Here is a 23,025-nt window from a genome sequence, read left to right as displayed (position 1 = left end):
CATATAAATCAGTTTTAGAAAATAAAAAATGATGAACGAAAAACTAAGAATTGAAGAGCTGGTACTAACAGCGGCAACATCAGCAGTCATAGGAGCAATCTTTCTCGTCTGGTCCAACATCGTCTGGGACGCCACAAAGCTACTTCTAGGCTTATCACTCACGCCTATAATCTATGGCGTATGGTTCATCGGAGCAACAATCCCAGCATATATCATCCGCAAGCCCTACGTAGCAGTTCTAGGCGAGCTTCTCGCAGCTATACTTGAACTCTTTTACGGGTCACAATTTGCGTCCACAGTCCTCCTGTATGGCTTCATGCAGGGCCTAATGAGTGAAGCAGTCTTCTTCCTTACAAGATATAAGAAGTGGGACTGGCTTACAATGGCACTTGCAGGAGCAGCCCCAGCCCTCTGGGCTGCTCCTGCCGACACAATTCTCTACGGGATAACTAACCCCCTGACGCCCGAACAGAGAATCGTCTTTTGGTCCCTGTATTTTGTAAGCGGCGCGATATTCGCAGGGATACTTGTAAAGGCGATACTAGACTACGTGGCTAAAAAATCCTCGCTACTCGACGCCTTTGCGGTAGGCAAGTCGGTGAAAAAATATTGAGCCTAGTTGAAGCCCAAAATATAACTATTTTTTACCCCAATAACGAGAAACCCGTCGTAAAGAATATTTCTTTTAGCATCGACGGGGGAGAATGTCTTCTACTGATGGGTCCAACTGGAAGCGGGAAATCTACCTTGCTCTTAACTATAGCGGGCGCTATACCACATCATATACCTGGAAGGGTCGAAGGAATTCTAACTGTTGCTGGAAAAAATGCCCTAGAGGTCGGGATGCTCGGGCTTGTTGGAGACATTGGTCTCCTGTTCCAGGACCCAGAAATACAGATAGTAATGCCGATAGTATTCGATGAGGTGGCCTTTCCACTCGAAAACCTGAAGACCCCTAGAGAGAAAATAATCAAAAGAGCCCAGGAAGCACTAGACAAAACCTCACTTGGCAGTTTCAAGGATTACCCAACAGATATACTTTCAACGGGACAAAAACAGAAACTAGCCCTGGCAAGCATAATGGCAATGGATCCAAAAATCTACCTCCTCGACGAGCCGACAGCACACATAGACCCCAAAACGGCAAGGGAAATATACAGCGAGCTCTCACAGCTAAAAAGGAACGGCGCGGCTATAATACTAGTAGAACACAGGATAGAATATGTCCTCGATCTCGTTGACAAGATACTATACATAGACAATGGCCAAGGAATCATGGCACAAAACATGGAGGAACTCATAGAGAAAGTAGGCCTAGAAAAGCTCCTAGATTCGGGAGTCTGGATACCTGCAAGCTACCTCCCCAGCTTAAACACAGAACCCCAAAGCATCAACCCTACAGTAGAAGATGCAGACCCAACAGTCCAAGCAAAGTCCCTACAGGTACAATTAGGCGGAAAAATTATCCTGCACGACATAGACTTCACAGCAAAAAGAGGGGAAACAACTGTCATAATAGGTCCCAACGGAAGCGGTAAAACTACCCTCCTCAAAACAATAGCAGGCCTCATAAAGCCAAAAAATGGCCAGATAACAGTGCAAGGAAAAAAGCCCTCACCCACCAGTGTAGCCTACGTTACACAGATACCAGACCACCAGTTCACAGAGAGAACAGTCGAAGAAGAAATCAGAAGCGTTGTGTCAAATGGATCCAGGAGGACCAGTCTCGACCCCGAACAGGCACTGAAAAGATTTGGTCTAGAAAAGCTCAGAGACAAGGTTGTCTACGAGCTAAGCCAAGGAGAGAAAAGGCTCGTATCCTTACTAGAAATGATCCTCTTGGACAGGCCAGTATACCTCCTAGACGAGCCAACCTTTGGCCTAGACCTAAAATACAGCCTCCTCGTGTTAAAGAACATAGAACACCTGGCAAACTCTGGGAAAACAGTAATCCTAGTAACACACGACTCATGGCTAGTAACACTCCTACAGTCAAAAATTTATGGGCTGTCCCAGGGCAGAATAGTCTTCGCAGGAAGCCTAGAAGACCTACTCTTAAACAGGGACATATGGCAACGCATAAACTTTGACCCGCCAAGCTTCTTGAAGGAAGCCGAGGATCCAGCTCAGCTAAAAGAGACCCTGCAAGACTACCGTGAAACATTAAAGCAATTGGCGAGGGGTGACCGGCAGAAATGAAAAGCCTTCTCCAACAACTTAACCCGCTCGTCAAGCTCTCCCTATTCCTCATAGGAATCTTTCAAGTAGCCCTAACGGGCAACCCAACTATCGCGTTTTTCCACATAACAATGGCATGCATTTTTCTCGCATATGAGAAGCCAAGAATAACAAAGCCAATATTCCTAGGCATAATTTCTACACTCATAGGTTATACATGGGTAAACTTTGCCCTATACATCTACAACTATTCCCTCACGATTACCAAGGCCCTATCAATGTCCCTAGCCCTAACAGCCAGAATACTAGTCATAATCGAATACTCAATACTCTTCGTATCATCCACAACGCCAAAGTCGCTCGCCACCTCCCTAGCACTACAGCTCAAAGTACCATACATATACGCTTACATGTCCTTCATAACCCTACGCCTTGCACCACTGATACAGAGAGACCTGGAAAACATGATATCCTTCAGAAAAATCAAGGGATACTTCTCATGGAGAAAACCACACCGATACATAATATCCTACGTGTTCCCGCTCCTATTCCTAACAGTCAAAAGATCACTAGCGATTGCAATCTCGATGCAGGCAAGAGGCTTCGGTAAATACCCTGACAGAACATACCTGGAAGAAACCAAAATTTCGAGAAAAGACCTATACTTCTCTATCTTTTACATCATTTTCCTAGTATCTACCCATTACCTCTCGACATTATTCTAGCATCCATTAAGTATATAATCCCTCACCCTGTCAGGATTCTTTACGCCAAATATACAGTTCCAGGGCTTAGCTAACACCTCCCTAACAGCCCTCCCACCCCCAACTATAGCCCCTAGCCCCTTCCTAGAAGTTGCCCCACCGCCCAAACTATAGGTCTCGCCGAGGCCCAGCTGGCTAGGCGTAACAACGACCACGTGGCCAAAGCCAAAGAGCCTGCCAAGCAACGGCTTCACAACAATAACGTCGCTAATCGCGTCACCACTAACATACCTCTCGACCCTCCTCAAAAGACCCCCAGACATAGCAACACCCCTATGAGACACAGAGTATCTGTATGTCTTACGCTGGGCATCTACTAGGAGCATCCATGCAAAAGAAAAAAGAGCCAAAAACAAGACCCTCCCAGCAAGCCCCAGGCCAATACCTAAATTAACCCGGACAGCCTCCACAGCCAGATACGCGAATACCTCGAAAACAAGAACCCAAATATCCAAGGCAACAACCCAAACCAGCAATCCCAAGAGTAATGACAAGAAAACCCCTCCAGCATATATAAGGGCATCGAGAGTCGGCATGTCCGGCCAAATCTCACGTAAAACAAAAGAAGCCACTCCTGACACATCCCTAAGAAAGTCGCCCGCGAACCAGCGGAAAACGGCTACCAAGCCAAGCGAAGCAAGGGGAACCAGTGCCCTGGCATATTGTCCAAGATAAGAGATTCTAGTGGGACTCCCCTCCCAGCAAAAAGCCTCTCTACTCACATCAATATAGAGGAAAAAGAAAAATAATAAGTCTTGTTATCCCAGGATGACTTCCTGAACTCTCTTGATCACAGCTAATTTCTCAAGAGGCTTTAGCAACAGCGAGGCAAGAATTATTGATACAAGGGTCTGTCCAAACACGTCCCTGATAAGCGAGGCAACAGCAGGGGCAAGCCCTTTAACATACACATTTACAACGAAATACGTAAAACTCATCACTAGGCCTCCAATCACCATCATCATCAGTTGCACCTTGAAGCTTTTCCTAGCACCCATCCCCACGATAAACCCCTCCAGGCCGTGGGCGACAAGTGTCACATACCACCTAGGATAACCCACCAAAAAGTCGGCAATCACTGGACCCACTAGGCCAACTATAAGGCCAACTTTGGAGCCGAAAAGCAGGCCTGCAATAAAGATAATGGTGTCACCTACATTGGTGTATCCTCCCGTTGGCGAGGGCAAGGCGAGTCCAGGCAAATATGTCAGGACTGTTGTTAAAGCCGCGAAGACCGCGGAAACAGCTATAACTAAACTGCTCTTGCTCTCCTTACTCACGTTATCATAATTTTGAGGGGAAATTATTAAGTCTTATTCAGTAGTCTTTGAATCTTTGACAAGTACCTAGCTACTTTCACGGCTTCGGGGCTGACCTCTAGAGCTTCTCCCCCCTCGATCACGAAATGCCTGACGTTGATCTGTCTCCCGGTAACCTTCCTAGCCTCCTCGACAGCATGGTGAAGCTGGATACAGTGCGGAGAACCGTCAACAGTCAAAACAACTACCTCCTCCAGGTCGACCCTCGCAAAAATAGATGCAAGCTTCAAAGCCACAACATTGAGATGCTCCGCCTCGAGACACACGCCCAGAGCCACACGTCCCTCACTAAACCTTGACAATATGTCCGGGTACTCGTGGAATATACAGCTACCATAAACCAGTAGCCTCCGCTTCTCGCGGAGCTCTCTCCCAGCAACATTAAACTCAGTAAGGCGTCTATAAGTTAGAGACATCTCTATGACCTCATTTCAGCTCGGCAAGCACGTCCAAAATGATCCTAGCCCCGGCTAGAAGCCTATCCTCTAGTTCCCCCTCAGAGATCATCCTCTTTCCTGGGTACAATATGTTCCCGTTAACCAAGAGAACCGATGAGCTCCTAACACCCCTCAGGCGCGAAACAGCGAAAAGAGAAGCGCACTCCATCTCCACGCTCACAGCCCCAAACTCGCTCCACCTTTTTACAACCTCGGGAGTCTCGGCATAGAAAGCATCACTACTCACAACGGGCGCCGCCCACACACGGAGACCCCTACCCCTAAGAGACTCGCTCAGCCTCCACGTCAACTCGAGGTCAGGCGCAGGCGAGACACAGAGATCCCCAAAATACTGCTTGAATAGCCCCCCGGGATGATAAAAAGCGGAAACCGGCACTACGAAGTCTCCCGGCTCGACGTTTTCCCTTATGCCGCCAGTCGTCCCATAGCGAACCAGGAAACGGCCGCCCAGCTGGATAAGCTCCTCAAAGACAATTGTTGCCCCGGCACCGCCCATACCATGGGTAGCCACAGTAACCTCTCTTCCCCTCCAGAAACCGTTGTATGTGAGTAACCCACGGTTCTCGTTTACGAGCCTAGCGTCCTCTAGAATGCTGGAAATAAGCCTTGCCCTCCCCGGGTCCCCGACAACGATCACCCTATCGGAAACCCTTTCTGCACGTATATGGAAAGGCATACCCTATAACCCCACAACACACATATAGGTTTTACCTCCGCGTCCACCCATACACAAACACTTGGCCCGGAGCATCATAGTCATAAAACGTGGCGACACGGTACCCTTTCTCTAGCAATCCCACGATCCTGCTAGGAGAAGAGTAGGGAGGATGAACCTCTATAATCCACCTCTCCACCCTGTCTGGGGAAACAAGCTCCCTAGAAGAATAAAGAACACCCTCCTCTGCCCCCTCTATGTCCATCTTCACAAGTGCCACCCTATCAAGCTGAAACTTCTCAAAAACCTCCCGCAAAGAATAGACCCTAACCCCTACCTCGCCAATCTTCACAGAATAATCATCCACGTATCCAGGCACAAGCGAAGAATTCACACCATTATCAGCCACGAACAGCCTCGCGACGCCACTCCTGACACCAACCGCCCCACAGAGAACCCCACCCCCTCTCACCCCGTTAAGCCTATAGTTAGCCTCTAGATACCGGCAGGCAAAAGGATTAGCCTCCACACCATACACCCTAACATCCCTGTTTTCACAAGCCACCCTCACACTGAATAAGCCCACAAACGCCCCCAAATCAAGCACAGCCCCGCCTGGCTCCACACACGTCATGCAGGGAACCCGCTCATAGTCCCCCAGCAAATAGATGTGCTCGATATTAAGCAGGCTGGCCTCCAGCCACCTCCTAGGAACAATAAACCTGTACCTTCCAAAGGGAATCACGACGCTTTCTAGAGGTAGCTTTCCCCCAAGCTGGGAGAAAAACCGGGCCAGAAAAAAGGATATTTTATTGGTAGGCGAGACATTTGACATTAAACCTTCACGCTTACAACGGCATCAAGCACTGCCCGTGAAGCCTTGTCTACAGCCTCCCTGAGCTCCTCGGCGGTCGCCATCTTCTCGTATGCGTGGCCAATAACATCGCTCACCACGAAGCTTGCACCAGTCTTTATCCGCCTGTGCCTCCCCACGAGGAACAACGTTGCGGCCTCCATGTCTACAGCAATCATGCCCCTCGCAATCCACCTATTCAAGTACTCGAGCCCAGAATAGAAATTATCACTGCTGATCACGGGGCCCAAGTGGAACGTCAAGCCCAGCCTGCTCGCACTGTCGACCAGCGCCTTTAGAACCTCGTAGTCCGGGACAGCCGCCATGCACTCACCTGGGCTATAAGTGTTCATCGTGCCGCCCCCGCTATAGGAAGCCCCAGTAGCAATGACAAAGTCACCAACCCTCATCTCTGGCAGGAAACCCCCACAGGTCCCAAACCTCACAATGAGCTTGGCGCCGAGCATTATGAGCTCCTCGAATACAATCGCTGCAGAAGGCGCACCAATCATATGCGTAGCCACAGTGACGTCTACACCCTTATACTTCCCAGTGTATACGAGGAACCCCCTGTTCTCGTTTACGAGCCTGGCACCCTCGAGATACCCAGCAAGCTGTTTAACCCTAGCAGGGTCACCAGAAGCTATGACCCTCGGAGCAATGTCCTCCGGCTTTGCTAAAATATGTAGAGGCTTCGGCATCAAGAAAATCTCGGCAACCCCCTATATTACTTTATCCACGCCAATTATCCTCTCCAGCTCCGGGTCCTCGTCGAGGGCCCTACGCAAGAGAATCCTAGAAGCCGCCTCCGCCTGGTTAACAACTCGCTCCTCGTCCAGGAAGAGGTGCCTCTTCCCCCTCACCACAACCCTACCATTAACAATTACCGTATCAACGTCTCCACTACTAGCCGCATACACCAGGTTCGCATACGGGTTCAGGAAAGGTCTAAGCCTCACACTCGACAAGTCGACAAGCACCAGGTCGGCCAGCGCCCCCCTCCCAATGTAGCCCCCATCCAGCCCAACAAACCTCGCACTCTGCCTAGTAACCATCTCGAGCAAGTCGTAGGCCCTCCACACACTGCTCCTCTCAAACTTCACCCGCTGGCCATAAACGAGTAGCCTCATCTCCTCGAAAAAGTCCGAGTTATCGTTGTAGCACGGTGCATCCGTCCCAACAGCAACGTTACCCCCAAGCTGCCAATAGTCATAAGCATGGAAAGGCGTCCCAGACAACATGTACGTCGAAGGGCACTGGACAACCAGGCTACCACTATGAGCCAGCAAAGCCTTCTCGTTCTCGTCAACATAGTTGGCATGCGCAACAATAGTCCTCCTGCCGAGAAGCCCAAGCCTCTCAACATACCTCACAGGCGTATACCCGGTCTCCTCCCTCACAACCCTAAACTCCCTAAGAGTCTGCGCCAGGTGCATGTGCAGGAAAAGATTCCTCTCACGGGCCAGCTCGCCCAGATACCTCAAATTCTCCCGCGTAACAGTGTCGGGCGCATGTGGAGCCAAAACTGGAACAACAAGCTCGTGCCCAGACCACCTATCAACAAACTCCAATCCAGCCCTAAGCTCCCTCTCCCCAGTAAACGGGCCGTCACGATCCATATACGTGTGCCCAAGCAGCCCCCTAACCCCAACCTCGCTCAGGGCCCTGGCAACATGGTCCATAAAGAAATAGTGGTCAGCAACAAGCACAACACCACTCTTAACTGCCTCGAGGCCACCCAAAAGAGCAAACCTGTAAACCGTGTCCCCGTCCAGGCTACGCTCAAGAGGCCAAAAAACACGATAAATCACGTCCCCCACATCGCTAGCAAGCCCCCTAAACCCAGCCATCGCAACATGCGTATGCATATCATAGAAACCAGGCAAAACCAGCTTACCACGACCATCAACAACCTCGTCCGGGCTACCAAACCCGGACACAAGAGACCCATAATCACCCACAGCCACAATCCTATTATCCTGTATCAGTATCGACTGCCTCCTCAAAACAGTCCCAGCACTATCCATCGTCAAAACAGCCTCAGCATCACGGACAACAAGCAGGCCCATACACATCCACACACAAAACAAAACTTTAAAACTAACGCGCCACAAACAAGCCCACAAAACCCAAAAAACAAAGCCCAAAAACCATCAAACAGCCAAAAACCTCACCAAATATACATAAACCAAGTCTTCGCATGAGGACGAGCCAAAGCCATCAAAACCACATAGCCATCACCGCGAAACTCCACAGAAGTATAATTCCTGCCGTCAATGCTCACATCCTCGCCCTTCTCAAGATCCTCTTTGAAGAGCTTCTCAAGAAGCCCCTTCAACCGCTCAACCAGCTCCTCCCTAGAAGCAACAAAAAAGCTCTCGTACGGGTCCCAAGGCATACCGTACCGGTAAACAACATAGTACCCAATATCACGGTTGCTCCTCACAACCTCCTCCCCGCTAGTCCGCCTAGCCTCGACAACCCAAAGCCTAACAACGATAACCTCCCGGGGAAAACCACTAATCGAAACAGCAGTATACTTGTCAAGCAGAGAAACAGCAAAATCAAGCGCCTCCCCTAGGTTCCTTGTAATCTTGAAACGCTCAGACATTGTCTTTAAAGCCTCATCGCCCTCGATCATCTCGCTAATAAACTTATCAAGCCACTCCTCCGGAATAGTCTCCTTTTCCTCACCGCTCACAACTACAGCATAACAAAAACAACTATAAATTTTTTGCTTTCCCCAACAAGATAATCAAAAAACATAAACAAAACAAGAAAATGTTTTTAATTTATCCAAGCCCTAAAGCCCAAAAAGAAAAATACTTTAAGACTTAACCTTCCACTTCTTCCCTACATCTACCACTGTCGAGTTCCCAGAGTATACAACAATCTAGTCCGGCTCACCAGGCCCGTAGCTAAGTCTCACCCTTTCTCCCATAAATTCAACAACAAATAATGACCCCGAAATATTCAAAGCAAAACACGCCAACCCAGGCATGTCGAGCAGAATTAGCGCGCGCTATACCGGAAACACCTGGTATGAAGAAAAACTATTTTTCCCAAACCAAACGACTCAACATAACCGCTTTTTCGCGGTCATAAAAATGTACAAAGTTCAAGGAACGAACAAGAAAGTACAAAATGGCGACAACATATCTCCGCACTTCGTCCAGACTTCCAGAAATCTCAATAATAGTCCTTTCACCTTCATCCTTGTAATGATAAACAACTTGTCCCTCTTTACGAAAAAGATCCCAATCTAACTCTGCTACCCTGCCTATGTACTTAAAACGGACAATAAAATCATTCTCACCATACTCCTCACCCTCTATCCAGATCTTAAACAACCTTTCCGTATATTCATTCATTTCAACTAAGTTGACAATGAGTTGTCTAGGCTCCGTCGCTCTAGAAATCTCCCTAAGAATGGACATCATATTGACTATCTCAAAGGGGATCTGAGTCTCATCTACCTTCTCCACTTATTCCCTCAAAGCATTCATTAATGCCTCAGGATTCATCACAAAAATTATTACATAATTAGCTACATAAATGTTTAACTAATCCAAGACACATAGGCATTAAAATCAAAAAAAGGCTCAAAGATTATTATAACACTCTTCTTTTTAAAAATAACGTTTCCAAAAAACCTTACATGTTTAAATAAACGTATTGTTTAAAATAACGAAGCCTCCTTTTATCTTAAATGTTAGCCTTTTAAATAACAAAAGTAATTTTACAAATGGAGCGAACAAAACATAACCCTCAATGAATATCAAAACAAGGTGAGAAAGTCAGTAACGGAGAACCCGTAACACAAAACTCATACGACAGATATCATAAATCGTATACTGTAATCCGTAATACGAATTACAGAAGAATTATAACATAACACATAATTTAAAATAGCTAAATAAAGGAAGAAAATTTACCAACACATTGGAAAAGCTCCTGGACAAGGATAATTTTGCTCCAGTTCGTTGAGTTCTCCAACAAAGACCAAAAGTCGAAGCAAATTTCTAAACCATTCTCTTGGGTACCTTCTCAATTGCGAGATAAGTTATCTACACCATATTTATTATCTATGCTCCCGCTAGCGCTCCATTTCCCATACCCACACTCCGGTTCATCTATTCGCAGGGGCGGTTGCATGGTTTAACCCATCTATATTGGTTCCTTGTGTCTTTAAGTGGTGCTTCTAGACCTAGCCGTGTTGTGCATCAAACTATGTGACCTTCCTAATTGCTCCTTTGTTCAATGCACATTTTCCCCGCACGCGAAACAGATTTATTCCTCAACTTATCTGCCTTATGTATGCTTGAAGTATATGTTCACCCAAGGTGCTCTGAGTCATACCACGTGTACACAATCTTAAAGGCGGAGGGACTGCTGGGCCGGATAAATTTTCTAAATGTCGAGAAGGCCCCCTTCCATGCCCTAGAGAAGGGCGTATTCGGTGTGCCAGCTTTCTCCATAGACGGCAGGGTCGTGTTGCAGGGGTACTTTGAGGACGACGAGGTCAAGTCTCTCGTTGCAGAGGGCAGGATCTATGTTGAAAGCCTGGAGGAGGCCTACGCCCGGCTACTCAAGAGCATTTACCACTCTTTCACTGTGGCGTCTGCCGTGTACCTGGCTGGGGATCCGTCCATAATTTTGGGGTCTGAGGCTTACCTTATGTCTGCCAGTGGCGCGTATTTTGTTCCGGAAGGCGGAAGCTTCCCGAAATACGTTGCTGAGAGGCTTGGGCCAAGCGTCTTCCCGGAGCTGGAGAGGGACCTGCTGAGGAACATTGCGGGCAACTTTGCCCGGGACCTATACTGGCTGTTTGGAGAGGCTCCCTCGAGGACAATGGTCGAGGGGCTTGGCGAGGGATTCTTTTCTGCGTGGCTTTTTTCGCGGGCGAGCATTGGGAGGGTGTTTGTGCCGCAGTCCTTGGCGGGGCAGGGCGTGAGGGAGAGGGTGTCTAGGGCTTGGAGCTATGTCCTTGGCGTAGTGGACAAGGCTGGCCAGCGCGTGGTGGACGAGCAGCGGGGGATTCCGGCCGGTTGGCTTGGCTAGGGCTGTCGAGAATTGTTCTTGTCAGATAAAATGTGCTCGATTAGCTTGTCTATTTTTTCGCTGGCAATGTTGTAGTTCAATAGGAAGTCGATTTCCTTGGCGACTTGGTTGATTGTGTTTTCCATTGATTTCCATGCCCTGCCGTCGGTTATCCAGATGAAGTATATGTTCTTTTGTTGGATTTTCTTTTGTAGGTCTATGTATGAGTTTGCCGTTTCGATGGGTTTGCTTCCTGTTTCGCTGTAAAAACTGCATTCGATGATTACTTTGGGTTCTCCCTTATAGTATATGACAAAGTCAGCGTTCTTGCTCCTAGAAATTTTAACGCTCTTGTCGTTCTTTTTAATCCTAAGGTCTTTGATTCCTGCTAGTTTCCTATTTAGTAGCAACTCGACCAAGTTCTCGAATATCTTCCCGCTACGGTTTTTTCGCGCATTTGTGTCTAGTCCGACTTCTACTCCTAGTAGGTAGGCGTATAGGTCACTTATTTCCGCGAAAAGGTCTAAGATGCCTATGTTCCTGCAGAAGTGGACGAGCTCCTCGGCTTCTTTGGGGCTTAGCTTGCGTTCTTTAAAGTCAAATACTTTGTAGATGGCTTTTTCGCTTATCTCTAGGATGGGTATGCTGTTTTCTCGGACAGCGATAAGTAGGGGTATGACCTTGATTGTTTCGGGGTATCTTAGGAATATATCTTTGAGCTCGCTTTCTCTTTTCTCTTTTTCTATCTTTGTCAAGGCGTTTAGGAGGCAGATTTCCTTGACATAGCTCTTTACGTTGCTTCTGACCTTGTCCCAGTCCACGAAGTATTCGTATGTCCAGTTTGTCTCGAGGAGTGTGTCTAGGAAATGCTTTAGATACTCTTCCTCTGTATTGAAGCCTAGGAGCTGGTATCTTACCAGTTTCACCACCACTTCATGCTGTCTCTGTACTTTTCTATGTCCTCGCCTTCGGCTGGCTTTCTAAAAACGAATAAGTGCTCATGTGCTATTAGGTAGAAGTCTGTCCAGTGTTTTTTGTTTTCTGGCTTGTCTATCCAGTTTTCTTCGCTTGTCTTCGCTAGCCGGGCCCACTTCTTTTCGGTTGTCTTTGTGTTCCACTGTATCTTGATGATGTCTTCCCTCAGTATGAATCCAACCTCGAGAAACTGTTGCATGACTCTGAATGCTATGGGTACGTAGTGCCTGTGCCTCCTGGTGTCGCCTATGAGTATCGCGCAGTACCTGCCGGGCTTCAGGACTCTGAAGCTCTCCTTGGCTACTTCCCTTATTCCCTGCAGGTACTCCTCCAGGCTGTAGACTTGTGATAGGTCTCCCTCAATTCTCTTGGCTTTAGAGTACGAGATTATGTTTGCGTAGGGAGGATGAGTCGCTATAAGGTCTATGGATTCATCTTCGATGAGGTTCAGGTTCCGGGCGTCGCCATGATAGACCCTTATCTCTGGCTCCCTGTAGTCTGGGTCGAGGGGCCTATAGCTGAAGTTGAGACGGTCCATGGTGAGCATGACTGCCTCGTAGTTTATGTCTACGCCTATGGCGTTTCTCCCAAGGAGCTTGCTTTCGACTAGTGTTGTCCCGCTTCCACACATCTGGTCGAGGACTGTCTCCCCGGGCCTGCTGTATCTAAGTATGAGGTTTCTCGGTATCTGTGGGGCCCAGTTCCCCCTATAGTCGCCCCTGTGCGTTGCCCAGTCGCCCCTGTCCGGGAAGGACCACACGGTCGTGGTCTCGAGGGCGGAGTCGTCTGGCGCGTACTTCTCGATCCTGTGGGGTTTCCCAATGGGGATCTCCTCGTCCTCTATGCGTACGGTTCTATGTGTCTTGATGTATTCTAGGTACTCTTCCCTCGTTACCAGCCTCATCGGTATATATTTTTCCTGCCTGGCTCTAGCCTCCATGCCGATCCACTTTCTCCCAATATATTGTAACGTGGCTAAATAAATATGCTCACGTATTTTTGTCCATGGTTCCGCATGGAGGGCTGTGTGGCTATCCCCTGTGGTTGTAGAGACATTGGGCTGATCCATGTTTCGCTAGGCTTTTTGAAATGTTGTGTTGAAGATTTGCTTGTTAAATGGTTTTTGCGGCCGGGGTTTTGGCCGGGGGGATTGTTGTTTTTGCCGGGTGTTTTTTGCCGGGATTTTTCCCTGGGTTTTTGGCGCGACGCTTGGGACTGTTTTGTAGATGCAAAACTGCACAGGTCCCCTGCCACCCTTCGCCAGCCCCTCCCCGGCAAGGGCTCCACCCATACAGGAAGACGTCAGGATGGAAAAAAGGCCAAAGGCAAGGATATCCCCGGAGCCACTACCACGCAAAGCTAATGAGTACATACAATTCTTAAAGCTTTCTCTGGGAAGAAACCGGGGAAAAATTGAACTAAATTCCTTATAAGGCGTCCTCCTCGTTTGTTGCCCCGTGATGAAGATGGCGTGGGACGTTGAGAGGGCCTTAAAGGTAAATGCAAACGCGTACCACGTGTATATTGCATGTATGCTGGCAAGGCTAATGGAAACAGGTGTACTAGGTCTAAACGTGTTAAGGGAGGCCTCGGAGCATACTGGCCGCTGTATGGCTGAGTACGTCTCGGTCCACGGGCTGAGCTTTGAGAGCGCAGAGGAGGCATTACAGTTCCTCAACGACTTAATGGGCTTTACAGACGAGCTAGTGGTCGAGCAGAGAGGGGGTAGCGTGGAGGTGAGGCTTGACAGGGAGTCTTGCAGGATATGCCCGAGGGACACGGGTGGGCTGGAGTCGCCTTTGACTGCATGCCCATTAATAGGCTTCGTTAAGGGCTACCTAGAAGGGCTAGGTCTGCTCAAGCTAAAGGAGAGATACGACATGGAGAGAGGAGAAATGCCAGCAAAGCAGGAAGACGGCCAGTGCATATTTGCATATCCAATTGCTAAGAAAAAGGCAGAAACAAAGAAGAGACAGGAGTCGAGGCCCCAGGCGAAGTAGCCAGTTTCCTTAGGCTTTTGGTTATGTTGGCTACATAGATTTTTTATTCATAAAAACAACAAATATTTGGAAGGATATAGGTATCAAGGGTGGAATAACCATGCCTAACCATAGGGCTCCTTTAAGGGAGATTCTAGCAAATAACTGTAGCCAGATAGCAGAGTTTCTTGGGATGGGACAGGCCGAGGTAGAGCTCCTGCACAAGGCCTCGCATGGCGTCATCGAAAAGGGCGGAGAGATTGTCGGCGAGATACTTGGGGAGCTTTTCCGTGACCCCGAGGCGGCCAGGATCTTTCAGGAGGCTGGGCTCACTAGGGAAGCGTTGGAGGGCATGCTTAGGGGCTGGCTCGTTGCGGCTTTTCAGGGGGACTATGGTGAAAAAATGTGTCTAGAGGTGTCAAAGATAGGCTTGACGCTTGCCGCCCACGGCTTGCCTCCAGGCTTTGTCCTCGCGAAGCTTGCTACTGTGACGGAGGTTATTTCGAGGCATGTAGTAGCCGGCCATCTTTTCCCAGTCGTGTTGAAGGCTTTGAGGTGGAACCTGACTGTTGTTATGCTTGGCTACGAGGTTGTGAGACAGAGGATCTTCGAGAGGGCGACGGGGATAAACGAGGACGTGTATAATAGGCTGATAAGGATATATGCTAGGGAGCTCGCCCAGGAAATATCCCAAGAGCTAAGATAGTCATATTCTAGGGGCTCCTATTTTGATAAAGCCTTTATATCAATTCAATGATTTATGCAACTTTTATTCTGCAAAAATTTTATTGATATATTGTAGTTTTATCATGAGAAGGAAAAGTATAATTTTTAAAAATAAAAGAGAGAAATGCTCATCAAAAATTGAACTAAATTTTTTATAAACCAAGGGTCCGCTACCGGCTTGACCCATATGCAGGATCTAATTTCAAAGGGCTGTGCAGAGATCTCCCGATACGTGGGTCTAGGCGAGGAGGACAAGCAGAGGCTCCGCGAGGCGTCGCAGTTTGTGCTTCCACAGAAGGACAAAATCGTGGCAGAGATTATTGAGGGGTTGCAGAAGGATCCCGAAGGGGCAAACCTCTTGCAGAGTCTAGGGCTAGACAACGTGAAGGCGATGCTCGGGCAATGGATGACAGCCATCTTTTACGGCAACTATGACATGGATCACTGCATGGCTATCTCGAAGATGGGCTTCACCTTTGCGGGTGCCGGGATACCCTTGCCGACACTACTATCGAAGCTCGCGTTCGTCACGCATCAAGTTATAAGCCGTATCCCCAAGGACAGCCCATACCTTGCCCCCGTCCTCAAGTCTGTCCACTGGAGCCTGAGGATAATCGTCCTCGGCTACGACGTCATGAGGCAGAGGCTCTTCGACAAAGTCCTAGGGATAAACGAGGGAGTCTACAAGAGGCTACAGGCAGTCACACTAAAAGACATAATGAAAGAGCTAGGCGTAAAGTAAGGGGTGGTCGGGATGAGTGTTGAGGAGGTTAGGCGTGTTGTTGAAGGTGTGGCCAGGGTTGGTGGTGTTGAGGGGTTTGTTGTTTCGAGTAGTGATGGTTTGCCGTTGTTTAGTAGTCTTGCTGACAAGGAGCTGGAGGAGAAGGTCGCCGCTTTGACGGCTGTGTTGAGCGAGGTGGGCAACAGGGCTAGCACGGAGCTGGGAAAGGGCGAGGCGGAATGGATAACAGTCAACGCCCCAGACGGCTCGGGGATAATTTACACAAGGCTAGGCCAAATAGGATACCTAGCAGTCCTATTCAACAAAGATACACGTCTAGGAGTACTACTATACACACTAAGAGACATAAAGAAAAAACTAGAAACAACACACTAGAACCGGGCTATTTTTCTGTGTGATTTTTCTCGCTATTTGAATAACTTCATTAGAGTTATCTAAGGTTTTAGCCTGCCCAACGTATATAGAAGAGATTGCGTGTCTAGGATGCAGGCGTTAACGCCCTCGGGGCGTCTTTAGAGAGCCCCCTGGATAAAGCTTAAAACCATGGGAGGCAGTATATAGGCTATGGAAACCTTCGAGAACCTGATTATAATCGCTGTCGTAATCGCTGTTTCTATAGCTGCAGTCTTCTGGCTGAGCAACATCGCCACTATGCACACAGACATAGAGCTCCTAGACATAAAGCTACAGGCACAGCGCCAAGGCACAAAAGTCACAGTCACGGCATACATCAAAAACAGGGGAACAAAGCCCGCTACGATCATACTTGCAAAGATAAACGGCCAGCCTCTAGAATTCCAGGCAACCATAAATCCCGGAGAAACCTCCACTCACACCCTAGAAACAGAGACCAGCGCGCAGACACTACAAGTAACGTTTGTCACATCTACGGGAAAAGAGTACAGCTTGTTTGTAAACGTTCCATAGAGATGGTCGCGCCTTGTTCTTTAGGCTTCAAGAAAATCCAGAAACATAGGCTGGTAGCCCGGCGGGGATTCGAACCCCGGATCTGCGGGTCCAAAGCCCGCCATGCTTGGCCGCTACACCACCGGGCTCCGGTGCGACATGAATATTGTAAAGGGCCCAGATTTAAATCTTCCCCTGCGGGCCGACACGGTTCCCAGTCCGCACCCGCTCCCCTTTTGAAACTAGAATACAGGGTATCCTCATGTGTTTAGTGGTGCCATATTTACGCGTTTGATGAGTCCTGGGAGTTGCCGGTCTATTTGTTTTTTCTTTTTATTCTAGGCCTAGCTCCCTCTTTAGCCCCTCTGCTAGCCTCTTTGCCCAGTCTGACTCTTCGCTGTGTATAATGATTACCTTGTCTGACTCGTGTATTCTCAGCTTTTCCTTCTTGTCTAGCTCCTTAGAAGCGAGCATAACTAATTATTACCGCTGGTTAATAATAAGTTTGCGCATTATTTATCATGACAAATTGAAACATAACGGCAATAAACTAGTTACGTGAGAGGCATATTGTTCGAGAGTTTCCCAAAGTGGTGTTTGCCCAAACAAGGCACGTAGGAAAGCCTGCCGTATATATAAGCTGGCAAAAGCTATTCCCGGGAACTGTTTCCAAGCCAGGTAGCCAAAAGCTTTATAAGGAAAAAAAAGAAAAATACATGATAAACTATGCAGAAAAGAAGGGGTATAAGCCCCGTAATAGCGACCGTCATCATCGTTGCAGTCACAATCGCAGTGGCGATAGCGGTAGCCTTCTGGATGACAGGAATCGTTGGGCTCTTCACGGGCTTCGAGCAGCTCCAAATAACATCTATATACGATGACACTAACGGCATCTACGTCACTGTTCAGAACACTGGAACATCCACTGCAACAATAACAGACATATTCGTGAACGGGCTCCCCAGCACTCAGGTCGGATTACAGGTTGAATTACAAAATATTCAAGGCAACGTGCAGGGTGACTTAGCAACTGGTGGAATAACATTTCCAGCAGGTTCGTCAGCGACTCTACACATCACTTTGAATAATCCTCCCTTTACAGTTCGGCCAGGCGTTAGCCTTGAGATAAAGCTGCACACAGCTGGTGGTAAAGACTATCCCAAGCTAATAGTCCTACAGGCATATCGAACTGGCGGATAAGCAGAGGCATGTTAAAAATATTTTTTTATCTTCTTATATATTCTATTTAATTGTGAAACAGTGAAGGTTAAGCTTGTTAGGCTGTTAACTCGGTGTGTAGCAGATTTATCCGTTACATCTAGGTCTGGCAGTGTATAAGGAATATGGCTCTGTATCAGAGCGACAGCGCGAGCTTGTTGGGCGTTCAGCGGCTTTGGCTTCATTATTGCTATGCTGAGCGTGCTAGGTGCAGGGGGCTCCTCCGCTATTCCTAGTACATGGGTTGCTTTTAGCACGTGTTGTGCCGAGGGCTTTGATGATGTGCAATTCCGTCGCTGAGCGGTGAGGAGAGCGGCCGTAGCTGACCCTGACACAGTGAGTCGTGCGGCTAGCGCTCTTCACGGGTTTATGTATTCTTTCAGTTATAAAGAGGGCTCTGGGAGCGCCTATAACAGACTGTTTGCTGACGAGGCTCTCCTAGCCTCCCCACCATTTTCTTGATGTTTAAGGCGGCCCTGTGGTCGCGTCTTCCGAGCCTGGCATTGCCTTGCGGAAGCCTCGGGTGTGAATCATCACACTTTTCTCGGGTTGCTTGAAGAATAGGTGTGGAGCGGGGGTGCATCAACACGCGAAACACTTTTTGCTAACCTCATAAGCTCTAAGACATGCCGCTGGAAAAGCAAAAGGATGAGAGAAGGCAAGAGCTCTGCCCTGTCATCGTCAGAACCGAGCTCAGAGCACACCCTTTGTACTTTGGGGTGGATGCGTGTCTGCCCGAAGTGATGCATGCACTTGCTCAAAAAGCCAAGGAGCTTTTGAGACTGCGGCGTCCAGTAGGACCTGCTATCAGACTCCTTGAAAGCGAATGGGTGGAATAAATGTTCAGCGCGTTCGCTGAAAGTCGTATCGAGCTATTGCGAGAGAAGAAAGAACTCATAACTCCGAGACAAGGCGGGGCAACACGGTGCGTGTGCAGTCTCAGCTTTGAGATCTCTGATGTAGATAAGGAAGCATGCAATTAAGAAGAATTCCGTTGCATTAAGAAAGAGATGCCTAGCCCTTCTTTGAAGCTCATGCGTGGTAGCGCGCGTTGCAATCGCAGTGGCGATAGCGGTAGCCTTCTGGATGACAGGAATCGTTGGGCTCTTCACGGGCTTCGAGCAGCTCCAAATAACATCTATATACGATGACACTAACGGCATCTACGTCATTGTTCAGAACACTGGAACATCCACTGCAACAATAACAGACATATACGTAAATGTTTTTCCATCTAGTGCAACAGGGTTAAAGGTGAAAGTTAGTGGCACAGACGTCAACTTCCCAATACCTCTAAAACCTGGCAATCAGACACCACTAATTCTGTATTTCCAGAACGCCCCTTCTCAATTTACTGTTACTCCTGGTGTTAGTCTCGAGATAAAGCTTCACACTGCTAGCGGAAAAGACTATCCAAAACTCATAATCCTACAGGTCTACAAGAAGAGTTAAACTCTTGGATAAACGATTTTTTGCTTTGTTTTTCTGCGCTAAGTATATTTATTTGTTGCTTGTTTTTTTGGCTTGATGAGTGAGACGATAGAGTTTGAGCTAGTTAGGCCGGTTAACCCGACGGGTAGCAGCTTTATCCGCTATGTTTGGGGCGCGGTTGGCGCTAGGAACAGGGCCGTGTTGCAGGAGCATAGGCGTGTCCTTGCGAGGCTTGTTCAGCGTCTTGGCTTTGCTATCGAGGACAAGATTGGTAGCAACAAGCTGATTACTGGGAAGATTGCTGTCTATGTTGAGAACGGGAAGCCAGTGAGGATCGTTGCTAGGGATATCCAGATATGGCAGGCTTCTGGGGCGCTTGAGGGCGAGGTTTCGGCGGAGCTGAAGGAGTAAGGGTAAAGGTTTTTTAGTTTTTCTCTTTTTTCTATGTGTATGTCGGAGCTTAAGAGGGAGCTTGGGCTGGGCTACGCGACGCTGTTCGGTGTTGGGCTTATACTTGGCGCTGGCATCTATGTGTTGATTGGTAGGGCCGCTGGGATTGTTGGTGACGCTGTGTGGATGAGTGTCGCCTTCTCGGCTGTGATAGCTGTGGCTACAGCGTTTTCCTATGCGGAGCTCTCCTCGATTTTCACGACTGCGGCGAGCACGTATACGTATGTGGCTGAGGCTTTCCCGAAGAGCAGGCTTGTAGCCTTCATGGCGGCGTGGATGCTGTTTTTCGGGGGTGTTGCTGGGGCCGCGACTGCTGGTCTAGGTTTCTCGAGCTATTTTGCTAGGCTTTTTTGGCTGGGCGACTCGTGGATTGTGCCTGTGACGTTTGTGCTCCTCATTGCCTTGTCTTTTCTGAACTGGTGGGGTATAAAGGAGTCCGCGGCGCTGAGTGCCGTCTTCACTGTTATAGAGGCTGGGGGCCTGCTGTTTGTTTCCCTGCTTGGCCTGTTGTTCCCGCAGAGGAGTCCAGGCTACTTGTCTTTTAACCCCTCTGCTGACCCCGTGCTGGCTGTGCTGGTTGGGGCCGCGGTTTTCTATTTTGCGTATACTGGTTTCGAGTACCAGCCTACGCTTAGCGAGGAGACCCTTAACCCTGAGAGGGTTGTGCCTAAGTCCATCGTGCTTGCTGTGAGCGTTACGACTCTTATCTACCTTCTTGTAAGCGTGTCTGTCGTGAGGCTTATGGGCTGGGAGGAGCTAGGAGCGAGCAAGGCCCCTATGGCTGATGCGGCTTCTAGGGCTTGGCCGGGCTCGTTCCTGTTGCTTATGGTTATAGCCCTATTCGCCACGACTAACACTGTTCTCGGCTTTCTCGTGTCTTCTTCCCGCCTAGCGTATGGGCTCGCGGAGGAGGGGGTTGCGTGGGGCGGGCTCGCCAAAGTTGATAAGTGGAGGAGGACGCCCTACGTTGCTGTGGCTCTTTCGGGGGCGCTGGCTATACTGCTGATATTCCTCACGGACTATCTGCCGAGTGTAACTGGGTGGAGGCTGAGCTTCGGTGGGCAGGAGTACCAGGTGATAGACCTTGTCGGGAAGACTGCGAGCCTAGCGGTTCTCCTGGCCTTCCTGCTCGTGAACTCTTCCGTCGTTGCGTTGAGGAGGAGAAAAGACCTTAAGAGGCACTTTAGGGTTCCGCTGAATATTGGCGACTTTCCGCTTTTGCCCGTGCTTGCGAACGTGTTGATTGTTTTCTTTGTTGCCCTAAGCTTTGGGGACTGGATTGTATGGCTTAGCACTATAATTGTTGCCCTTCTGGGGCTAGTGATGTATAAGCCTAGAAGAAACGGAAGCTAGTTTTTTCTAGTTCTCTATTTCTACTTCTTCAAATATTGTTATGGGGACGCTTGGAACGACTACTGGTTTTGCATTTACCTCTATTGATATCTCTGCGCTGTCTTCGACTGTCTTTGGGGAGAGGACGCTAAGCCTTAGGGTCGTGCTTTGGCGTGGCGGCAGGGCTTTTTCTAGTATTTTTCCCGGCTTTGTGCTTCTGCCAGGTAGGCCGTCTTACCGTCCAGCTCTAGTTTGAGTATTGTATAGGTCAGGTACCCCTCTAGCTTTTTGAGTAACACTTCGTAACTTACAGTGGCGTCGCTATTGTTTTCTAGGAGTAGCTCGAGGGGTTGCCCGTCCTGTATCTGTACTTTGAGGGGGTCACTGTTCCCGAATGTTATTTCTAGCTTTATGTTGCCAGCCATGTGTCTCACCGAGAAAGAGAATGTCTTGCGGGTTTAAAAGAAATTTAGTTCAATTTTTCCCATGATGCGTCCCGTTGAAACCTTTGTCCAAATGCTTGAAGCATTCTTGTCTTGTTTCCGATTTTACTTCGACTTTTCCTATCTTTGCCTCTGAGAGGAAAGATGCTTCAAGTATCTTTTTCGATGTGTCTGGCCCGTAAACCTTCCTTTACGAATTTAATTGCTTCTTCATATTCTTCTGGCGGGCTTTTTGTTGACAAGGAGATTATCATTTCGGCACGTTTTTTCACGTTTTCTCTTATGAGTTCGTCGATTATTTCTGTGAAGGTTTTTTCTCCTTTGAGTGCTAAGAGCTTCTTGTATACTTCGTCGCTTACCGTTATTTTCTTCATGCACATGGGTAATACACGATGACTTTTCAAGTTTTTTATCGCCTCGTCTTTCTGAACATAGTAGATGTGTTTAGGTTTTGCCGCGATGAAGGTTTTTATATGGGATTTACCATGTAAAGGTGCTGATGATGGTTTCTGGTTCTGAGCGGTGAGGAGAGCTTGATTGGCTGAAGTACTTGTTCTCGGGTGATAGTCTTTATAAGAGGGTGAGGGATTTCTGGAGGAATGGAGGTTAATTGTGTGTCTAGCGTCCTTGGATAAGCTTCCACGCTGTGGGAAAAATACTAGGTGATAGGCATGGATGGGGTCGAGGAGAAGCTTCGCTCTGCATTAGCGAGGGTTAGGGGGTTTAGGGGCATTGTTGCAGTGGAGGATGGGAAGACCTGGATTGTGGGCGAGGTTGACAGGGAGAAGCTTCCCCTCATTCTCGACACGTTTTCTTTTTCTACCGAGCTTTTGAGGAAGGCTAGGAATATGGGTGTGAGGATACTTATAGCCGAGGGTAGTGGCTCGGGTATTGCCTATGCCAAGTACGGCTTTGGGAAGCAGGTTTTCGTCTTGTACAGGGACATGCCTCTCGGTGCTGTCTACTACGAGGTCAAGAGGCTCATGGAGGACCTAGCAAAGGGGTGAACAAGTGAAGGTCGTGGGGATAGCCGCACTGGGGACGGAAGCCCCTGCCGGCCTTGCGGATAAGGCTAGGAGGCTTGTAGGCCTGCTGGCTGAGAGGTGTGGAACAAGCCTCGTAGTTGCTGTTGGTGGCTACTGGGGCCTCATGAGGGTTGTTGTCGACGAGGCTTTGGGGAGGGGCTTGGGTGTCCTTATTTTCCCGCCACTAGAGCGGGAGGACGAGAGTTTCCCAGAGGGAGCCATAGTTGTAAGGACTGGCATGGGTTTTAGGGGTAGAAGTGTCGTGCTCGTTAGGACGGCGGACGTGTTGGTCGCTGTGGGCGGGGAGGCCGGCACGATTATGGAGATTGTTACCGCATATTTAGAAGGCAAGCCCGTATTTGTCTTGGGAGGGACGGGCCTCTCGTCAGACAAGATGAGGGTCTATGAGCCATACGTTGATTCGAGGAGGCTGGCGGAGCTGAGGTTCTACGAGAGTGTCGAGGAGCTAGCGGACAAAGTGTGCTCTCTAGTCTCCTTGAAACATAAAGGATCCTTCTAGATGTCTAGCTT

The 23,025-nt window shown here is 48.6% G+C and carries 29 protein-coding genes and 1 tRNA gene; 15 read left to right on the top strand and 15 right to left on the bottom strand.

Translation table 11 applies throughout. From position 1 onward, the window contains the following. Positions 1-28: 28 nt before the first annotated feature. From N186_RS01235 to N186_RS01225, 3 genes are read left to right on the top strand one after another with little or no spacing between them, the layout of a single operon-like run. The gene (locus N186_RS01235) at positions 29-613 is read left to right on the top strand and encodes an ECF transporter S component (RefSeq protein WP_148681948.1); all 585 of its coding nucleotides are present in this window, start codon (positions 29-31) and stop codon (positions 611-613) included. Then, positions 610-2,199 carry an ABC transporter ATP-binding protein gene (locus N186_RS01230; RefSeq protein WP_148681947.1) on the top strand — a complete coding sequence of 530 codons (1,590 nt, stop codon included), beginning with the start codon at positions 610-612 and terminating at the stop codon, positions 2,197-2,199. Before N186_RS01235 ends, N186_RS01230 begins: the two co-directional genes overlap by 4 nt. Next, positions 2,196-2,903, top strand: coding sequence for an energy-coupling factor transporter transmembrane component T family protein (locus N186_RS01225; protein ID WP_020961946.1), 708 nt, complete (start codon positions 2,196-2,198; stop codon positions 2,901-2,903). Before N186_RS01230 ends, N186_RS01225 begins: the two co-directional genes overlap by 4 nt. Here N186_RS01225 and N186_RS01220 read toward each other — a convergent pair. The 9 genes from N186_RS01220 to N186_RS01180 all read right to left on the bottom strand — a co-directional run bounded on the left by N186_RS01220 (position 2,900) and on the right by N186_RS01180 (position 9,712). Further along, positions 2,900-3,664: a PH domain-containing protein gene (locus N186_RS01220; protein WP_020961945.1), complete on the bottom strand. Its 765-nt coding sequence runs from the start codon at positions 3,662-3,664 to the stop codon at positions 2,900-2,902. The genes N186_RS01225 and N186_RS01220 overlap by 4 nt on opposite strands. A 36-nt stretch (positions 3,665-3,700) precedes the next feature. Beyond that, positions 3,701-4,222, bottom strand: a complete 522-nt coding sequence (locus N186_RS01215) for an ECF transporter S component (RefSeq protein ID WP_020961944.1) — start codon at positions 4,220-4,222, stop codon at positions 3,701-3,703. Between the two features lie 26 nt (positions 4,223-4,248). After that, the gene (locus N186_RS01210; RefSeq protein ID WP_020961943.1) at positions 4,249-4,677 is read right to left on the bottom strand and encodes a hypothetical protein; all 429 of its coding nucleotides are present in this window, start codon (positions 4,675-4,677) and stop codon (positions 4,249-4,251) included. Between the two features lie 10 nt (positions 4,678-4,687). After that, positions 4,688-5,395: a purine-nucleoside phosphorylase gene (locus N186_RS01205; RefSeq protein ID WP_020961942.1), complete on the bottom strand. Its 708-nt coding sequence runs from the start codon at positions 5,393-5,395 to the stop codon at positions 4,688-4,690. 31 nt (positions 5,396-5,426) lie between these two features. Further along, positions 5,427-6,209 (bottom strand): FkbM family methyltransferase, encoded by a 783-nt coding sequence (locus N186_RS01200; protein ID WP_020961941.1) that lies wholly within the window; start codon positions 6,207-6,209, stop codon positions 5,427-5,429. After that, the gene (locus tag N186_RS01195) at positions 6,209-6,928 is read right to left on the bottom strand and encodes a purine-nucleoside phosphorylase (RefSeq protein ID WP_020961940.1); all 720 of its coding nucleotides are present in this window, start codon (positions 6,926-6,928) and stop codon (positions 6,209-6,211) included. The genes N186_RS01200 and N186_RS01195 overlap by 1 nt, the downstream gene beginning before the upstream one ends. A gap of 21 nt (positions 6,929-6,949) precedes the next feature. Then, positions 6,950-8,296, bottom strand: a complete 1,347-nt coding sequence (locus N186_RS01190) for an amidohydrolase family protein (RefSeq protein WP_020961939.1) — start codon at positions 8,294-8,296, stop codon at positions 6,950-6,952. Positions 8,297-8,397: 101 nt separating this feature from the next. Further along, on the bottom strand, positions 8,398-8,928 hold the full coding sequence (locus tag N186_RS01185; RefSeq protein ID WP_020961938.1) for a hypothetical protein: 531 nt from the start codon (positions 8,926-8,928) through the stop codon (positions 8,398-8,400). A 352-nt stretch (positions 8,929-9,280) separates the two neighbouring features. Beyond that, on the bottom strand, positions 9,281-9,712 hold the full coding sequence (locus tag N186_RS01180; protein ID WP_020961937.1) for a hypothetical protein: 432 nt from the start codon (positions 9,710-9,712) through the stop codon (positions 9,281-9,283). An 832-nt stretch (positions 9,713-10,544) separates the two neighbouring features. Between N186_RS01180 and N186_RS01175 the strand changes: the two genes are divergently transcribed. Next, positions 10,545-11,288 carry a hypothetical protein gene (locus tag N186_RS01175; RefSeq protein WP_020961936.1) on the top strand — a complete coding sequence of 248 codons (744 nt, stop codon included), beginning with the start codon at positions 10,545-10,547 and terminating at the stop codon, positions 11,286-11,288. Here N186_RS01175 and N186_RS01170 read toward each other — a convergent pair. Then, entirely contained in the window at positions 11,285-12,193 is a 909-nt protein-coding gene (locus N186_RS01170) for a type II restriction endonuclease (protein ID WP_020961935.1), read from the bottom strand. The two genes, N186_RS01175 and N186_RS01170, sit on opposite strands and share 4 nt — an antisense overlap. Further along, entirely contained in the window at positions 12,190-13,182 is a 993-nt protein-coding gene (locus N186_RS01165; protein WP_020961934.1) for a DNA methyltransferase, read from the bottom strand. The genes N186_RS01170 and N186_RS01165 overlap by 4 nt, the downstream gene beginning before the upstream one ends. Positions 13,183-13,699: 517 nt before the next feature. On the opposite strand from N186_RS01165, the gene N186_RS01155 reads away from it, so the two are divergent. The 5 genes from N186_RS01155 to N186_RS01135 all read left to right on the top strand — a co-directional run bounded on the left by N186_RS01155 (position 13,700) and on the right by N186_RS01135 (position 16,616). After that, on the top strand, positions 13,700-14,242 hold the full coding sequence (locus N186_RS01155) for a hypothetical protein (protein WP_148684665.1): 543 nt from the start codon (positions 13,700-13,702) through the stop codon (positions 14,240-14,242). A 100-nt stretch (positions 14,243-14,342) separates the two neighbouring features. Continuing rightward, complete coding sequence (locus N186_RS01150; RefSeq protein WP_020961931.1) at positions 14,343-14,927, top strand: protoglobin domain-containing protein; 585 nt, start codon at positions 14,343-14,345, stop codon at positions 14,925-14,927. Between the two features lie 207 nt (positions 14,928-15,134). After that, positions 15,135-15,689 (top strand): protoglobin domain-containing protein, encoded by a 555-nt coding sequence (locus N186_RS01145; RefSeq protein ID WP_020961930.1) that lies wholly within the window; start codon positions 15,135-15,137, stop codon positions 15,687-15,689. A gap of 12 nt (positions 15,690-15,701) precedes the next feature. Then, positions 15,702-16,064, top strand: coding sequence for a roadblock/LC7 domain-containing protein (locus N186_RS01140; protein ID WP_020961929.1), 363 nt, complete (start codon positions 15,702-15,704; stop codon positions 16,062-16,064). Between the two features lie 189 nt (positions 16,065-16,253). Then, on the top strand, positions 16,254-16,616 hold the full coding sequence (locus N186_RS01135) for a hypothetical protein (protein ID WP_020961928.1): 363 nt from the start codon (positions 16,254-16,256) through the stop codon (positions 16,614-16,616). Positions 16,617-16,667: 51 nt separating this feature from the next. Here N186_RS01135 and N186_RS01130 read toward each other — a convergent pair. Next, positions 16,668-16,744 (bottom strand) — tRNA-Gln (locus tag N186_RS01130). A 184-nt stretch (positions 16,745-16,928) separates the two neighbouring features. Beyond that, complete coding sequence (locus tag N186_RS09640; protein ID WP_020961927.1) at positions 16,929-17,069, bottom strand: hypothetical protein; 141 nt, start codon at positions 17,067-17,069, stop codon at positions 16,929-16,931. A 252-nt stretch (positions 17,070-17,321) separates the two neighbouring features. Between N186_RS09640 and N186_RS01125 the strand changes: the two genes are divergently transcribed. The 4 genes from N186_RS01125 (at position 17,322) to N186_RS01100 (ending at position 21,047) form a co-directional block, all read left to right on the top strand. Beyond that, positions 17,322-17,795, top strand: a complete 474-nt coding sequence (locus tag N186_RS01125; RefSeq protein WP_020961926.1) for an archaellin/type IV pilin N-terminal domain-containing protein — start codon at positions 17,322-17,324, stop codon at positions 17,793-17,795. Positions 17,796-18,851: 1,056 nt separating this feature from the next. Continuing rightward, a complete protein-coding gene (locus N186_RS01110) occupies positions 18,852-19,265 on the top strand; it encodes a hypothetical protein (RefSeq protein WP_020961923.1) in 414 nt (137 codons plus the stop codon). A 75-nt stretch (positions 19,266-19,340) separates the two neighbouring features. Continuing rightward, positions 19,341-19,655, top strand: coding sequence for a hypothetical protein (locus N186_RS01105; protein ID WP_020961922.1), 315 nt, complete (start codon positions 19,341-19,343; stop codon positions 19,653-19,655). 39 nt (positions 19,656-19,694) lie between these two features. Next, on the top strand, positions 19,695-21,047 hold the full coding sequence (locus N186_RS01100) for an APC family permease (protein ID WP_020961921.1): 1,353 nt from the start codon (positions 19,695-19,697) through the stop codon (positions 21,045-21,047). 170 nt (positions 21,048-21,217) lie between these two features. On the opposite strand, the gene N186_RS01095 is transcribed toward N186_RS01100, so the two are convergent. Next, positions 21,218-21,451 carry a hypothetical protein gene (locus N186_RS01095; RefSeq protein WP_020961920.1) on the bottom strand — a complete coding sequence of 78 codons (234 nt, stop codon included), beginning with the start codon at positions 21,449-21,451 and terminating at the stop codon, positions 21,218-21,220. Between the two features lie 167 nt (positions 21,452-21,618). Continuing rightward, on the bottom strand, positions 21,619-21,843 hold the full coding sequence (locus N186_RS01090; protein ID WP_020961919.1) for an antitoxin VapB family protein: 225 nt from the start codon (positions 21,841-21,843) through the stop codon (positions 21,619-21,621). Between the two features lie 297 nt (positions 21,844-22,140). On the opposite strand from N186_RS01090, the gene N186_RS01085 reads away from it, so the two are divergent. After that, positions 22,141-22,476, top strand: a complete 336-nt coding sequence (locus N186_RS01085; RefSeq protein WP_148681941.1) for a hypothetical protein — start codon at positions 22,141-22,143, stop codon at positions 22,474-22,476. A gap of 4 nt (positions 22,477-22,480) precedes the next feature. Then, the gene (locus N186_RS01080) at positions 22,481-23,014 is read left to right on the top strand and encodes an SLOG cluster 4 domain-containing protein (protein WP_020961917.1); all 534 of its coding nucleotides are present in this window, start codon (positions 22,481-22,483) and stop codon (positions 23,012-23,014) included. The last annotated feature ends 11 nt before the right edge of the window (positions 23,015-23,025 follow it).

Origin of the sequence: Thermofilum adornatum (assembly GCF_000446015.1) — an archaeon.
Classification (GTDB): Archaea; Thermoproteota; Thermoprotei; order Thermofilales; family Thermofilaceae; genus Thermofilum; species Thermofilum adornatum.
This window is presented reverse-complemented; position numbering and strand designations above follow the sequence as displayed.